This is a genomic window from Sutcliffiella halmapala (assembly GCF_050107295.1).
In the GTDB taxonomy this organism is placed as follows: Bacteria; Bacillota; Bacilli; order Bacillales; family Bacillaceae_I; genus Sutcliffiella_A; species Sutcliffiella_A halmapala_A.
Genome location: NZ_JBNIKR010000001.1, coordinates 651,208 through 665,845 on the forward strand (window position 1 = coordinate 651,208; position 14,638 = coordinate 665,845).

A 14,638-nucleotide genomic window follows, 5' to 3' on the forward strand; every position below is an offset into this window, starting at 1 on the left:
GAGGGAGAGAAGAAAATGAAAATTATCGATTTGCACTGTGATGCATTGTTAAAGTTGTGGGAATCAAATGGCAGGTTAAACTACTCAAATGCTGAGGAATTGGATACAAATGTAGAGCGTTTGAAAAAAGGGGATGTATGGGTTCAATGCTATGCCGTATTTGTCTATCCGGAAATGAAAGCAGAACAGAAATTCCAGGCGGCACTTGATCAAATAGATTATTTCTATAGTGAAGTACTTGCAAAGAATCCAGAAATGAAACACATCAAACAATGGGAAGATATATCAAAGTTAAAAGAAGGGGAAATCGGTGCCGTGCTGACACTTGAGGGAGTGGACGCGATCGGGAACGATCTACATAAACTAAGTATTCTCTATCAATTAGGGGTACGCTCGGTAGGCTTGACCTGGAATAATGCCAATTTGGCGGCAGATGGTGCTGGTGAACCGCGGGGTGCGGGGTTAACGATGTTCGGTAAAGAAATTGTCCGGATCAATAATGAGAACCGAGTGCTTACGGATGTTTCCCATTTGAGCGAAAAAGCCTTTTGGGATGTGATGGAACTTGCCGAATATCCAATCGCGAGCCATTCCAATGCGAGAGCGATCTGTGATCACCCCAGAAACCTATATGACGACCAAGCAAAAGCGATGTTCACAAAAGGTGGAATGGTTCACGTTGTATATTGTCCACCTTTTGTAAAAAAAGATGGGAATGCAAATCTATCCGATTTAATCAATCATATAGACCACCTATGTAGTCTGGGTGGAAATAAACAGATAGGCCTGGGCTCTGATTTTGATGGAATTAGTACGTATGTGAAAGACCTAGAAGACGCATCAAAGTATCAAAATTTAATAAATGCCCTATTAATGCATTACTCCGAAGAGATGGTAAAAGGATTTGCCTACCAAAACTTCTTGGACTATTGTTCAAAGTTTTCAACTGTTCGCAATCAAAATTGACAAAAATAGACTAACGATACAGTAGCCAAGACCAAAATTAATTAATATTTTGAAAGGAAAGAAGGATTTCTGGAAATTGATATTACTCGTAGCTTTCTTTCCTTCAATTTCTGAAATGATTTGTTCTTTTTTACTGATCGAGGCAAAGAATACCTTGCAGCTGTGAATGAAGGAGGAGAAAAAGCCTCCTGCGACTACATACATCAAGCACCCTGTGACTAATAGGACTAAACCAAAAATGAAAAGAAAGTCGACCCACTTCAACAGATAATGAGATTGGTAGAAAAGAGAAACAGCGAAATAAGATAAAGGTAATGAAAATAGCCAAAACAATATTTTTTTTAATCCCATTTTATAGCTCCTTAGGTCTAGGTATATTATCCTAATATTTAAATTATTTAGAAAATTAAGATATTTAGTTGTCCGAAATACCAGAATAAAGTAAACTACTCTATATAGAATAGTATATTCTACAATTTTAAAATAGGGGGAAGAAGATGAAACAGAGAGGCCTTTTACCGATTATCCTTTTCGTATTTATGCTTTCTACTATTCTCGCAGGCTGTAATTTCGGCTCTTCAAATAATGCGGGAACAGAAAATGAGAAAGATGGTGAAAATGCAAGTGCCAGTGAACAGGTGCTCAATATCAGTGCCACTGCTGATATCCCGACCCTTGATTCTACCCAGGCCCATGATGCAATTGCGTTTGATGTATTGAATAATAACAACGAAGGTTTATATCGACAAGATGAAAACCACCAACCAATCCTTGCAATTGCCGAAAAGCATGACGTGAGTGACGACGGAATTGTACATACTTTTACACTGCGTGATGCGACTTGGAGTAATGGGGAGCCTGTCACGGCACAGGATTTCGAATTTGCATGGAAAAGAGTATTCGAAACAGCCGGCCCATACAATTTTATGTTTGTGACTGCGAGTGTGAAAAATGCGGAAGCGATCATGAATGAAGAAATGGCTGCAGACCAGCTGGGAGTAAAAGCTGTTGATGAGAAGACCCTTGAAGTAACACTTGAGAATCCGAACCCTTTGTTTGAAACATTATTGACGTTTCCGACCTTCCTTCCCCAAAACCAGAAATTTGTGGAAGAGCAAGGTGACCAATACGCTTTGGAAGCTGAAAATATCCTATCAAATGGTCCTTTCAAATTAGTGGAGTGGAAACAAGAGCAAAGCTGGAAATTTGAAAAGAATCCTGATTACCATGATGCTGACAGTGTAAAGCTCGATACCATCAATGTTTATGTGGTAAAAGATTCGACAACTGCTGCCAATCTTTATGAGAGTAACACAATTGACCGTGTGAAGCTCTCCACCTCGTTTGTAGATCAATATAAGGATAGCGAAGAGTTCAAGATTACAAAGCAGGCGGGAATAGTGTTCCTTCGCTTTAATCATAATCACGAGGCACTGAAAATTAAAAGTATCCGAAAAGCGATCAGCATGGCGATCGATCGTCAAGGCTTAACGGATGTGATTTTAAAAGATGGTTCTTCTCCCTTATATGGAGTTGTTCCGGAAGGATTCTATTTCTCACCGGATAAAAAAGATTACCGGGAATTGAATGGTGATTTTAATACGGGAACTGCAGAGGAAGCACAAGAGCTCTTCAAGCAAGGACTTGAAGAGGTTGGAATAGAAGATCTGACGGTTTCCATCAATATTGCCGATTCGGAAGAAATGAAGAAAACTGCAGAGTATATCCAGGCCCAGCTCCAAGACAATCTGCCAGGCTTTACATTGGAATTGAAGGCTGTGCCATTTGCACAACGCCTCGAAATTGAAAAAGCGGTGGAGTATGATATTTCCTTATCTACATGGGGACCTGACTACAGTGATCCAATGACCTATCTGGATATGTGGGTAAAAGGAAGCTCAGCTAACCGCATGGACTACCATAACCCTGATTTGGATGAACTCGTTAGTCAAGCGAGATTGGAAACGGATTTAAGTGCACGCTATGAGATGCTTTTGGATATTGAGAAATTGCTGCTTGAAGAAGACGCCGCATTGGTTCCGCTTTATCAGCGTGGTGAAGCAATCCTGCAGCGCAGTAAGATCAAAGGTCTTATCAAGCATCCTAGTGGTCCTGACTTCACATACAAATGGGCTTACATTGAATAGTCATCCAGTATAGAGCAGGAGAGGGGTAGGGTGTATATTCTTATGCATCCTATCCTTTTTTATAGATGAAGATCAACTCTATTAAGCTCTTATATGATCCTTTCAATCATAAAAGTATGTAAAGAAATGAGTGGTTAAAAATGAAAAGATTTTTCTTCCAAAGAATGATTTATATGCTTATCACACTATTTGTCGTTGTTACTGCCACTTTTTTTCTTGTGAAATTCCTTCCGGGAACACCGTACAGTAATCCGGAAAAGTTAACAGATCACCAGCTTGCTGTATTGAATGCCAAATATGGATTGGATCAGCCGGTTGCCCTCCAGTACATCCGCTATTTAGGGAATCTGGTTCAAGGGGATTTAGGTATGTCCTTTCAATATCAAGGGCGTACTGTAAACAGTATGATCATCGATAGAATCGGGCCTTCTGCACTTATCGGATTCCAGGCACTTATTTTCGGAACCATAACAGGTTTGATTCTTGGCATTGTCTCCGCATTAAGGCACAATACCATTTTGGATTATGGTTCTGTAACAGTTGCAGTCCTTGGTATGTCGATACCTTCCTTCGTCTTTGCAGCATTGCTTCAGTATTACATAGGGGTGAAGCTTGGTTGGCTGCCTCCTGCACTGTGGGAGAGCTATGAATACACGCTGCTGCCTTCATTGGCTTTATCGGTGACAGTTATTGCGACTGTAGCACGATTTATCAGAAGTGAAATGCTCGAAGTGATCGGTCAGGATTATGTTATTACAGCGAGGGCAAAAGGAATAAGCGAAGCAAGTATCGTCGCAAAACATGTGGTACGTAATGCGCTGATTCCTGTTGTGACCATGCTTGGACCCCTAGCTGTCAGTATCATGACCGGAACACTTGTGATCGAAAAAATCTTTGCAGTTCCCGGACTGGGAGAACAATTTACTTTATCGATTCTGGTTCTGGATTATAGTGTCATTATGGGGATCACCTTATTCTATAGCGCTTTATTTATTTTTGTCGTATTCATCGTGGACATTCTATATGGAATCCTTGACCCTAGAATCAGCTTAGGGAAGGGGGAACAAGCATGAAGATAGAAAGGAATACCAATTCGCCCACTCCTGTTGCACCAAATAAAAGCACCTTGCAAAGATTTGATGTTGTACCAAAGGAAATTACGGACGACCTATTTGTACGAGCACCGCTTGATCCAAGCAAACAGGAGGAAATTGCCGCACCACCTGTAACCTTCTGGAGAGAAGCGTTTCATCGATTACTAAAAAATAGGGGAGCAATTATTGCCGTCATTCTCCTTCTTTTTATTTCTGTTATGGCAATCATAGGTCCTTCCTTGAATGAATTTTCCTACAAAGACATAAATATCGCCCATACGAACTTGCCGCCAAAAATGCCTGGTTTGGAATGGTTAGGTTTCGATGGGGAGGATGTGAATGGTGTCAATCAATATGAATCGAGAAATATTACGACAAATTATTGGTTCGGCACCGATGAATTTGGACGAGATCTTTGGACAAGGGTGTGGAAAGGGACTCAAATTTCCCTATATATTGCTTTGGTTGCAGCATTCCTTGATTTAGTGATAGGAGTTTTATATGGGGGGCTATCTGCTTTCTACGGGGGCCGGGTTGATACTGTCATGCAACGGATCATTGAAGTACTTGTCGGTATCCCGAATCTAATTGTGATCATCCTTTTCATCCTTATATTGGAACCAGGGATCACCTCCATTATTCTTGCTATGGTGATAACTGGGTGGGTAGGGATGGCTCGTGTTGTCCGTGGGCAGATTCTGCAGCTTAAAAGTCAGGAATTCGTGCTGGCATCCCGTACGTTAGGGGCTTCAAATACAAGATTGATCTGGAAGCATCTATTTCCAAATGTCTTGGGACCAATCATTGTTACGATCATGTTTACCATCCCGACTGCTATCTTCTTTGAAGCTTTCTTAAGCTTTATCGGACTTGGTTTGCAGGCCCCGCTTGCTTCTTTGGGAGTGTTGATCGAGGATGGATACAAAGCAATGCGATTCTTTGCGTATAAATTATTTTTCCCGGCAATCATCATATCAGCGATCATGATCTGTTTTAACCTGCTAGGAGATGGACTAAGAGACGCACTTGATCCGAAAATGAGAAAATAGGGAGGAACATATGACAAAGCCAATTCTTACAGTGAACAACTTGCAAGTTTCATTCCGCACTAAGAAAAGTGACGTACAGGCTGTCAGAGGTGTCGGGTTCTCCCTGCATAAAGGAGAGACATTAGCCATTGTAGGCGAATCCGGTTCCGGAAAATCCGTTACAGCGAAGTCGATTATGCGTTTACTGCCAAAACATAATGCGAAAATTCCACAAGGTGAGATTTTCTATGAAGATAAAAATCTCTTAAACTTATCGGTTCGGGAAATGCAAAGCATCCGTGGGTCTGAAATCTCCATGGTATTCCAGGACCCGATGACTTCCTTGAATCCTACGATGAAAATAGGAAAGCAAATTATTGAAGGGCTGCAGAAACATCATAACGTCTCTAAGAGGGAAGCGAAGCGACGAGCCATTGATATGCTTAGATTGGTAGGCATTCCTAATCCGGATGAGCGAATCGATTCCTATCCCCACCAGTTTTCGGGAGGGATGAGACAGCGTGTGGTCATTGCCATGGCATTGGCATGCAATCCCAAAATACTGATTGCGGATGAACCAACAACTGCCCTTGATGTAACGATACAAGCACAAATATTGGATTTAATGAGTGATCTGCAGCAAAAGACTGGTACGGCCATCATTCTTATAACCCATGATCTTGGAGTAGTTGCAAATATGGCGGACCGGGTGGCAGTGATGTATGCAGGTGAAATCGTAGAAATGGGGACAGTGGATGAGGTTTTTTACAACGCCCAGCATCCATACACAATGGGATTGATAAAATCCATGCCAAAGCTCCATGTTGGCCGATCGGAAGCTTTAATACCAATACCCGGCTCTCCACCGGATTTGGCCCATTTGGGAACAGGGTGTCCATTTGCTGCGAGATGTCCATATACTATGAAGGTTTGTCATTACTTCAACCCTAAACCTGCTTCCATATCTGATTCTCACACAGTTTCCTGCTGGCTACAGGATCAGCGGGTACCTGAAGACTTGGCACTTGAAGCAGTAGGGGGGAAACATTCATGAGTACCAAGGAAGTATTAATTGATGTAAAAGAACTGGAGAAGCATTTCAAAGTCGGTAAAGATAGGGTATTAAGAGCGATAGATGGTTTGACCTTTTCCATCTACAAAGGGGAGACACTTGGATTGGTCGGGGAATCCGGCTGCGGCAAATCAACTGTTGGCCGTACCATGGTTCAGCTCTATTCCCCGACTAGAGGCCAGATCCTCTTTGAAAATGAAAATCTACATAAAAAGATGTCAAAATCAAATGGGAAAAAATACAGAAAAAAGATGCAGATGATTTTTCAAGACCCATATTCTTCCTTAAACCCCAGGTTGACTGTAGAGGAAATCATATCAGAGGGGCTATTGATCCATCAACCGGAAATGACGAAAGAACAGCGCAGAAAACAAGTAACAGACCTATTGGAACAAGTCGGATTGAATCGTAAACACGCGGATCGCTATCCACATGAATTCAGCGGGGGACAAAGGCAGCGTATCGGGATAGCCCGGGCGCTCTCCGTGAATCCTGATTTTATTGTTGCAGATGAACCGATTGCAGCACTTGATGTTTCCATACAGGCGCAAATTGTAAATCTATTAAAACAGCTTCAGGAAGAGAAAGGGCTAACCTATCTATTCATTGCCCATGATCTATCCATGGTCAAGCATATCAGTGATAGAATTGCGGTCATGTATTTGGGGAAAATGTTGGAGTTGGCGGACAGTGAAAGCTTATATGACAATCCGCTTCATCCTTACACAGAGGCACTATTATCAGCAATACCCCTCCCTGATCCCAACCTTGAACGGCAGCGTAAAAGAATAATCCTACATGGTGATGTCCCAAGTCCCACAGACATTCCAGCTGGCTGCAGGTTCTATTCACGCTGTCCAAAGGCAATGGATATCTGTGCTCAGAAGGAACCATCCTGGATAGAGGTAGAAGAGAAGCATTATGTGGCATGCCATTTATATGAATGAAAACATTTATGGCCATCTTCCCCATGCTACTAAGTAGTAGGAAGATGGCCTCTTTTTTGTCCCTAAAACATCCACAACCCCAACACAGTAGCCACAACCAACCCTACAATAACCGGTACAAAGCTCCGCCTTACTAGCTCCATCACCGGAACCTTCGCGAATCCTGCAACAGCCACGAGGGAAGACCAGGCAATCAGTGTTCCGCCTCCGACCCAGATAGCACCCATCTGACCGATAGCGGCTAAGGTGGCAGGGTCGACGCCGACACTGTCACCAAGTGCACCGGATAGTGCGCCTACAAGTGGAAGGCCTGAGAAACCGGAGCCATCCAAACCGGTGATCATTCCGACTAGAAGAATGCCAAATCCCGCGATAAATGCATTCTCGGGTATATAGGATTGACCTGCTAGAATCAGGTCAAATAGGAAGGACGGGGTCTCTTCTGCCGGCGTTCCAAAAATTTTTGCTGCCAATTCGCCACTGCCGATGAAGAAGAATCCAGCGATCGGGATGACGGGACCCATGGCTTTGAATGCGAACACGAAGCCTTTGACTAGGTGGTCGCTTACGCTTGTGAGTGAGGTTCGTGCCTGTTTGAAGAAGGTGGCCCCTATCAGGAGGATGAAGGATGCTCCCCCAATCAGTGCTGCACCTGCGCCCCCCTCAAGTGATGGAAGGACGTCGGAAAATTTTGCGAGAATCATATAGACAATGATTGTGAGAAATGTTCCAGGAACAAGGATAGCAAAAAGTGTACTGTATTTGCTTCTTGTTACCGTAGTGGAATCAGAATCATTTTCGGAACCTTTTGAGGTGCTTTCTATGCTGTTCCATTTTAGAAGATGATCATTGGAAGGACTGGAAATCAATTTGCGAATGACCAAGTAAGCAAGAACAATGGCGGTCAATCCAGTGATCAGCGATAGTATAAATGCTTTGTCAGCCACAGAAGCCAGGTCGACCCCTGCTGCTTTTGCAGTCAAGGAAGGGGCGATTTGAATGATATAGTCCGAGGACAGTGCCATCCCTTGACCTGCGAGTGATATGGCTACTGCTGCACCGATTGGTGGAAGACCAGCTCTTATTGCCACAGGGATCAGCAATGCGCCAACGAGAGGGACGGCAGGCGTCGGCCAGAAAAACAGGGAGATGGAGTAAGTGACAAAAACGATTACCCAAAAGGAAATATGGCCATTTTTCATGACCTTCTGAAACGGGGTGATCATCTGTTCATCCGTACCCAATGATTTTAACGAATGAAGCAGGGCGGTCATAATCGCAATGATCAGGAATATGTTGAATAGCTCTCCTGCCGCGATCAAGCTGGCGTTGAATATTGTCTGAAGACCGAATGAGAACGAACCACTGAAAATCCACCCCACCAAAAACGTGACGACGATGGCGGGTACTACGACATTTTGCCGGAAGAGCATCGTGAAAATAATGACTATCGTACCCACGAGATACATCCAATGCGCCGCTGTAAGTTCCATCTATACAAGCTCCTTTCTAAGACCGGAAGTCCAAGCTGAAAATATGAATCTTGGTATAGTAGGGTATGTTTGGGGATGGGCTGTGGTGTAGGGAGGGCGGAAATAATGGTGGAAGATTGATTACCTTAGCGCAAAGAGTCTCTTTTGAATACACTGGTAAAAACGTGAAGAGTAGGTGAGGGTCTTGGATACTAATGCTGAAGAACTGCTAGTTGCCGGAGCTGTCGTTGTACTTGCAGGAACCCTTTTCACTGCCTATGGGCAGACGAATTTCACTGTAACTTCTATGGAAGATTGGAAGAGATTTATAATAAAAGGAAACGGTATTGAAGCGTTTGGAAATTCGCTTCAAGCTATTGCGCGAGATAGGCAGTCTGTGCAGGGTGGAGAGGAGAAAACTCAGGGCATCACAGGAAGCTGGCTCCAGGCAGGCGGAAATGCGACAAATGCTACTGCGACTTACTTAGAGCTAGACGGAGAGTTAACCGAAGGACAAAAGCTGAATGTTTTTGGAAGCGGCATTCAATCATTCGGTGCAGCGCTTGAAGCGAACGCCACACTAGTCTTGATGGAAAATGATTTGGAGGGTCTTGGATATGGTGCCATCTCTCTTGGTGCATTATTGGATTCCATAGGTACACTTTTCGCTTTGAAAGGATCGGAACAGCGGGGAAACCATATTTTGATGATTGCATCCTGGATTCAAGTGATTGGTGCCATTCTGGTGATTTTGGGATTGGTGGGGAGCCAGTAGATCATTCTTGAAAGAGCTCCAGCTTCGAATGTAGTGTTAGTCTTAAAAAAGCAGGTTTACCCACCTCTTCCACAGAATAGTATGTATAGAGGTGAGAGCTTTGAATACTGAGGAATATGTTAAATATGACGGCCTTGGTCTAGCTGAATTAGTAAAAGCAAAGGAAGTTACTCCAGAAGAATTGGTCGATCTTGCAATCTCGCAAATTGATAAGTATAACCCCAAAATCAACGCAGTTATCCACACGATGTACGAACAGGCTAAAATGTCGGCAGCAGAGGATTTCAAAGGTCCATTTGCCGGTGTGCCCATGCTACTGAAAGATTTCTCACAAGAATTGAAAGGCGAACCAAAATCAGGTGGTTCCAAAGCTCTTCGCAATTTTAGATCTGAGTCAGACTCAGAGTATGTGATCCGTTTGAGAGAGAGCGGTTTTCTTTTTCTAGGACAAACCAATGTGCCAGAGCTAGCCATTACTGCGTATACAGAGCCAGCTGAATATGGACCTACCCGAAATCCTTGGAATCACGATTTTACTCCGGGAGGTTCCAGTGGAGGGTCTGGTGCTGCGGTTGCTTCCGGAATGGTGCCAATTGCAGGAGCCAATGATGGAGGGGGATCGATAAGGATACCGGCAGCGTATTGTGGGCTGTTTGGTTTAAAGCCTTCAAGAGGACGTACACCAGTTGGGCCGAGATTTGCCAGGTTTCTGCAGGGGGCAGCGGTAGAACATGTACTAACCCGTTCGGTTAGGGATAGTGCGGCTGTCCTGGATCAGCTGAAGGCTATGGAAAAAGGGGCAGCGTTCACAGCACCTCAGTTTGATGAAAGCTATCTGCAGATTTTGGATAAACCACTTAATAAACAGAGGAAAATTGCTTTTTCGGTGAAGTCACCGATTGGTACACATGTCGATCCTGAATGTGTGGAAGCTGTAAAGAAGACAGTTGGTTATCTGGAAAGATGCGGTTTTCAAGTAGAAGAAGTGGATGCTCCTGTTGATGGGAAGAAAATTGCCAACAGCTTTCTTACAATGTATTTCGCCGAGGTCAGCGCCACTCTTGCAAGTATGGAAACGGTTCTTGGAAGGAAAGCTTCTTATAGGGATGTGGAGCCTACGACGTATATGATGGGTTTGTTAGGTAAAGCCATTTCTGCCCAGGACTTTGTTTTAAGTATGAGAGAATGGGACATTGCTGGATATGCAATGGAGTCCTTTCATGATGAGTATGATTTCTACATCACGCCTACAACAGCATATCCCCCTGCAAAAATAGGGGAGCATGCTCTGAAGTCTTTTGAAAAGCTTGCTCTTCAAGTAACAGGGAAGATGGGTTCAGCCAGCCTGCTAAAGAAAATGGGCATCATTGATCAGATGGTAGAAAATAGCCTCAAACGTGTACCGTTCACTCAACTGGCCAATCTGACAGGACAGCCAGCAATGTCTGTGCCCTTGCACATAACAAAAGCAGGCCTGCCGCTAGGAGTTCAGTTTATGGCTGCAATGGGCAGAGAGGACCTGCTTTTACAGATGGCACATTTTCTGGAGGAGTCGGATTTATGGGAAAATGTGCAGAATAAATGTATGCTTTAGAGAGTGCAGTATAATGGAGGGGTCTATCCTCACGGGCTTTAATGATGTGAGGGTCTGGCCCCGCTTTAAAGAAAGGTGGGAAGCACTTTTGCCTCATACGAAAAAATCCAAATGGGTACAAGCAGCAAAGATACTGAAAAATTATGTTCTGATCACTTTAGGCGCCTTGCTTCTTGCAGTGGCGATCGAGAAATTCCTCATTCCTAACCAGATGGTGGATGGTGGTATAGTAGGTGTTTCCATTATGATGGCTGAGATTACAGATCTAAAGCTTGGCCTCTTCCTTGTATTATTAAATCTTCCTTTTATATTTTTAGGATATAAGCAAATAGGAAAGACATTTGCCTTTCAAAGTGCGTATGGAATAGTAGCCGCGTCAATTTTTACGGTAATTTTCCATCATTCTACACCTGCCACTACAGATCCTTTATTGGCTGCCGTTTTCGGCGGTATCATCATTGGGATCGGTGTCGGAATCGTATTGCGTAATTCCGGAAGCTTGGATGGAACCGAAATCCTTTCGATCCTGATCAGCTCCAAGACGCCATTTTCTGTAGGCAACATCGTCATGTTCATCAATTTATTTATTTTATCAAGTGCGGGCTTTGTATTTGGCTGGACGTCCGCCATGTACTCCCTTATCACGTATTACATAGCTTCCAAAACTATCGACGTCGTGGTGCAAGGAATGAGCGAAACAAAATCCGTTCTTATCATCAGTGACGAGTATGAGGAAATTGCCCAAGCCATCATGGACCGATTAGGCAGAGCGGTGACTTTTTTGGACGGACAAGGAGCCTACTCCCAAGAAGACCGCCGTGTCATCTTCTCTATTATCACCAGGCTTGAGGAAGCGAAACTTAAAAGTATCGTTGATGGAATTGATGAAAATGCTTTTCTCGCCATTGCGAATGTGCATGATGTAAAGGGTGGGCAGTTTAAGAAGAGGAATATCCATTAACAATATGATTATTATCAAGAAAGCAGGAATTACCCTTAAAACGCTTCTGAAAAGAGGTGTTTTTTTATGTGAAAAACCTTTCTGTTCTTCTTCTCATATCTGATGAATCTATTTACTTAATATTTTTACTAAATAATACAATGACTCAGACTGATTTCTCATTTAAAAAATTCACCCTACTAAAATATCAACTAGCAACGAAGTAATTAGTGATTTCGACAAAACTTGCTAACTGATGCAATACATGGAAATTATAGGGGGAATTATGGTGAGGGCATCTAGGTTTAAGACGAGAAAACAAAGAATTGAGGAACACAGGGTAATGCTGAAACAAAAGAAAAAGCTTAAATTTGCTAGCTATGTCATTGCAGGTACGCTTGCTACTAGTGCCTTTGTAACAGTGAATGTTACTGGAAAAGAGGCTGCAAATGTCCTGGTTCATAGAGTGCAGAGTGGGGATACTTTGTATTCACTAGCTATAAAGTATGGGGTAACCATTAAAGGGATGAAAGAAGCCAATGGTCTAAAGTCTGACCTTATAAAAGTCGGACAAGAGTTATTAATACCAAAGGAAAAAAGTCCTGGTTCAAATTACGTGGAGGGGATGTCTCATAAAGTGGTTTCTGGAGAGACGTTATCTAGCATTGCTCGGAAGTATGGAATTACTGTCGCCGCTCTGAAAAAATTAAATGGTTTACAAACGGATCGTATAATGATTGGACAAAATCTGACCATATCAAATGACATTTCGTTGAATAATACATATCTGGTCACTTCAGGAGACACGCTTTACTCCATAGGCAACAAGTTTGGAGTATCCCTAGAAAAAATCAAGAAATTGAATAAGATGACATCAGACAAAATCTATGTTGGCAAGAGATTGACCATTCCTTCAAAAAATCAGGAGCAAGTAACAAGCGCAACGCCAAAAGCCGAGGCTGTTTCAGAAGCGTATTATACGGTTGCTCCTGGCGATACACTTTGGGGCATTGCAAAAAGGTTTCATACATCCGCAATAAAGATTAAGAATGATAACAATTTAAAATCAGAACATGTAATAATTGGACAAAGATTGAAAATTAAAGGCACGGGACTGGTCAAATCCCATGCTGTCATTACAGGGATAGTAGATAACAAATCGATAGAGTTATTATTAGATGGAGAAAAAGTACCGATTGTCTTGAGGGTGGCATATGGAACTGCGACCAATTATGATATTATTTCAGGAGCAAAAATTAAAATAATCTACAAACATTCAGCAACACCTGCATTGGTAGATCTAGTGTTTGCGAATGAATCGTTTAATTACTAATAAATCTTATTCATATATTCTAGATAGATAAAAAAGGTTAATTAGAGTAATATCAACCTGCCTCCCTAAACCACTCATTAGGGAGGCTTTTAAAATGAATCAACTAATTTTTCAAACGTTTCTCCGACACCATCTCACAAATCGATTCATACATGACTTCCATGCCCTTTTCTGTCGCGTCAAAGCTGTATGCCTGTTCTTTGCGTATTCCGAGGTTGCCGGCTTCCCTTTCGGAGTCGATGTTTGCTCCCATGAAGATGAACTCCCAGCTGTATTTTTCCTGCTGATGGTGGATCAGATTCCGTACCTTTGCATAGGTGAATTCGCGACTGGAATTTTCCTCGCCGTCAGTTGTGATGACAAAGATTACGTTATTTGGTCGATCCTCCGCTTTAGTATTGGCAAGGCGATGCCCTACATCAAGTATGGTTTTCCCGACAGCATCAAGCAGGGCAGTCGACCCCCTTACAAAGTAGTCCTCTTCGTTCAGTATTACCTTTTTTGCGTCCACTCCGTTCCACAATATTTCGTATTGACTGTCAAACAGGACGGTGGTCAGAATCGTCTCTCCTTCATGCTCGCACTGTTTTTTGATGAATGTGTTGAACCCTCCTATTGTATCCTGCTCAAGGCCTGACATTGACCCGCTTCTGTCCAGTAAGAAAATAATCTCCGTTAAATTGTTTTTCATATTTTTCATCCTCCTAAGATTCATCATGCTATAATAATAGCGTGAGATATCCATAATTTGGTCGCCTGCAAAGCGACATTTTGGAGGGGCAGAAAATGATCGACCATAAACTGCTGGAGGAACTGAAGGAATATCTTGATTTGCATATGCATCTCGAGGTATATGAATCTAGCTTCAAGTATTCGGAGCCGATACTAGAGGAATGCCATTCTTTTGAAATAGATGATTTTATAAATAAACATAAAAAGCCTGCCCTGCAGGAGCTCCTCTTTCAATACATCGACGACAGGGAGCTGAAGGATGCTGATGTTTATAAAAAAGCTGGAATGGACCGCAAGCATTTCTCGAAAATTCGATCCAACCCAGACTACAAACCCAGAAAAACGACGATCATTGCGCTTGCTTTGGCCTTGGAACTTGATCCCGATGACGCGGAAGGATTCCTGAACGCTGCTGGCTACTCCCTTTCTGGAAGCGAAAGATATGACCTGGCAATCCGCTTCTTTTTGGAAAGAGGCATCTATGACATGCAAAGCATCAATGAGACCTTGGATTATTTGAGTTTGAAGACTTTTTAAA

Annotated in this window: 14 protein-coding genes; 11 read left to right on the top strand and 3 right to left on the bottom strand. The window is 42.8% G+C overall.

What is annotated here, in order from left to right:
- The first annotated feature begins 15 nt into the window (after positions 1-15).
- On the top strand, positions 16-966 hold the full coding sequence (locus tag ACQCT5_RS03245) for a dipeptidase (RefSeq protein WP_499638941.1): 951 nt from the start codon (positions 16-18) through the stop codon (positions 964-966).
- On the opposite strand, the gene ACQCT5_RS03250 is transcribed toward ACQCT5_RS03245, so the two are convergent.
- Entirely contained in the window at positions 943-1,317 is a 375-nt protein-coding gene (locus ACQCT5_RS03250) for a DUF3899 domain-containing protein (RefSeq protein WP_499638943.1), read from the bottom strand. The two genes, ACQCT5_RS03245 and ACQCT5_RS03250, sit on opposite strands and share 24 nt — an antisense overlap.
- Positions 1,318-1,463: 146 nt before the next feature.
- Here ACQCT5_RS03250 and ACQCT5_RS03255 point away from each other — a divergent pair, with 146 nt between their 5' ends.
- The 5 genes from ACQCT5_RS03255 (at position 1,464) to ACQCT5_RS03275 (ending at position 7,254) form a co-directional block, all read left to right on the top strand.
- The gene (locus ACQCT5_RS03255) at positions 1,464-3,113 is read left to right on the top strand and encodes a peptide ABC transporter substrate-binding protein (RefSeq protein ID WP_499638945.1); all 1,650 of its coding nucleotides are present in this window, start codon (positions 1,464-1,466) and stop codon (positions 3,111-3,113) included.
- 140 nt (positions 3,114-3,253) lie between these two features.
- Positions 3,254-4,186, top strand: a complete 933-nt coding sequence (locus ACQCT5_RS03260) for an ABC transporter permease (RefSeq protein WP_499638947.1) — start codon at positions 3,254-3,256, stop codon at positions 4,184-4,186.
- Positions 4,183-5,256: an oligopeptide ABC transporter permease gene (gene opp3C, locus ACQCT5_RS03265; RefSeq protein ID WP_499638949.1), complete on the top strand. Its 1,074-nt coding sequence runs from the start codon at positions 4,183-4,185 to the stop codon at positions 5,254-5,256. Before ACQCT5_RS03260 ends, opp3C begins: the two co-directional genes overlap by 4 nt.
- Before the next feature lie 10 nt (positions 5,257-5,266).
- Entirely contained in the window at positions 5,267-6,289 is a 1,023-nt protein-coding gene (locus ACQCT5_RS03270; protein WP_499638951.1) for an ABC transporter ATP-binding protein, read from the top strand.
- Complete coding sequence (locus tag ACQCT5_RS03275; protein ID WP_499638952.1) at positions 6,286-7,254, top strand: ABC transporter ATP-binding protein; 969 nt, start codon at positions 6,286-6,288, stop codon at positions 7,252-7,254. The genes ACQCT5_RS03270 and ACQCT5_RS03275 overlap by 4 nt, the downstream gene beginning before the upstream one ends.
- A gap of 62 nt (positions 7,255-7,316) precedes the next feature.
- Here ACQCT5_RS03275 and ACQCT5_RS03280 read toward each other — a convergent pair whose 3' ends face one another.
- Positions 7,317-8,747 (bottom strand): hypothetical protein, encoded by a 1,431-nt coding sequence (locus ACQCT5_RS03280; protein ID WP_499638954.1) that lies wholly within the window; start codon positions 8,745-8,747, stop codon positions 7,317-7,319.
- Between the two features lie 184 nt (positions 8,748-8,931).
- Between ACQCT5_RS03280 and ACQCT5_RS03285 the strand changes: the two genes are divergently transcribed.
- The 4 genes from ACQCT5_RS03285 to ACQCT5_RS03300 all read left to right on the top strand — a co-directional run bounded on the left by ACQCT5_RS03285 (position 8,932) and on the right by ACQCT5_RS03300 (position 13,368).
- Positions 8,932-9,501: a DUF6944 family repetitive protein gene (locus tag ACQCT5_RS03285; protein ID WP_499638956.1), complete on the top strand. Its 570-nt coding sequence runs from the start codon at positions 8,932-8,934 to the stop codon at positions 9,499-9,501.
- 100 nt (positions 9,502-9,601) lie between these two features.
- Complete coding sequence (locus ACQCT5_RS03290) at positions 9,602-11,095, top strand: amidase (protein ID WP_499638958.1); 1,494 nt, start codon at positions 9,602-9,604, stop codon at positions 11,093-11,095.
- Positions 11,096-11,183: 88 nt separating this feature from the next.
- Positions 11,184-12,056, top strand: a complete 873-nt coding sequence (locus ACQCT5_RS03295) for a YitT family protein (protein ID WP_499638960.1) — start codon at positions 11,184-11,186, stop codon at positions 12,054-12,056.
- 322 nt (positions 12,057-12,378) lie between these two features.
- A complete protein-coding gene (locus tag ACQCT5_RS03300) occupies positions 12,379-13,368 on the top strand; it encodes a LysM peptidoglycan-binding domain-containing protein (protein WP_499638962.1) in 990 nt (329 codons plus the stop codon).
- Between the two features lie 103 nt (positions 13,369-13,471).
- Here the strand turns inward: ACQCT5_RS03300 and ACQCT5_RS03305 are convergent, their stop codons facing one another.
- Positions 13,472-14,059, bottom strand: a complete 588-nt coding sequence (locus tag ACQCT5_RS03305) for a vWA domain-containing protein (protein WP_499638964.1) — start codon at positions 14,057-14,059, stop codon at positions 13,472-13,474.
- Between the two features lie 95 nt (positions 14,060-14,154).
- Between ACQCT5_RS03305 and ACQCT5_RS03310 the strand changes: the two genes are divergently transcribed.
- Positions 14,155-14,637: a helix-turn-helix domain-containing protein gene (locus tag ACQCT5_RS03310; RefSeq protein WP_499638966.1), complete on the top strand. Its 483-nt coding sequence runs from the start codon at positions 14,155-14,157 to the stop codon at positions 14,635-14,637.
- The last annotated feature ends 1 nt before the right edge of the window (position 14,638 follow it).

What these genes read in the sequence shown, in the direction of transcription:
- ACQCT5_RS03245 (WP_499638941.1), top strand. Translation starts at nt 16, where the DNA reads ATGAAAATTATCGATTTGCACTGTGATGCATTGTTAAAGTTGTGGGAA.
- ACQCT5_RS03250 (WP_499638943.1), bottom strand. Translation starts at nt 1,317, where the DNA reads ATGGGATTAAAAAAAATATTGTTTTGGCTATTTTCATTACCTTTATCT.
- ACQCT5_RS03255 (WP_499638945.1), top strand. Translation starts at nt 1,464, where the DNA reads ATGAAACAGAGAGGCCTTTTACCGATTATCCTTTTCGTATTTATGCTT.
- ACQCT5_RS03260 (WP_499638947.1), top strand. Translation starts at nt 3,254, where the DNA reads ATGAAAAGATTTTTCTTCCAAAGAATGATTTATATGCTTATCACACTA.
- opp3C (WP_499638949.1), top strand. Translation starts at nt 4,183, where the DNA reads ATGAAGATAGAAAGGAATACCAATTCGCCCACTCCTGTTGCACCAAAT.
- ACQCT5_RS03270 (WP_499638951.1), top strand. Translation starts at nt 5,267, where the DNA reads ATGACAAAGCCAATTCTTACAGTGAACAACTTGCAAGTTTCATTCCGC.
- ACQCT5_RS03275 (WP_499638952.1), top strand. Translation starts at nt 6,286, where the DNA reads ATGAGTACCAAGGAAGTATTAATTGATGTAAAAGAACTGGAGAAGCAT.
- ACQCT5_RS03280 (WP_499638954.1), bottom strand. Translation starts at nt 8,747, where the DNA reads ATGGAACTTACAGCGGCGCATTGGATGTATCTCGTGGGTACGATAGTC.
- ACQCT5_RS03300 (WP_499638962.1), top strand. Translation starts at nt 12,379, where the DNA reads ATGCTGAAACAAAAGAAAAAGCTTAAATTTGCTAGCTATGTCATTGCA.
- ACQCT5_RS03305 (WP_499638964.1), bottom strand. Translation starts at nt 14,059, where the DNA reads ATGAAAAACAATTTAACGGAGATTATTTTCTTACTGGACAGAAGCGGG.
- ACQCT5_RS03310 (WP_499638966.1), top strand. Translation starts at nt 14,155, where the DNA reads ATGATCGACCATAAACTGCTGGAGGAACTGAAGGAATATCTTGATTTG.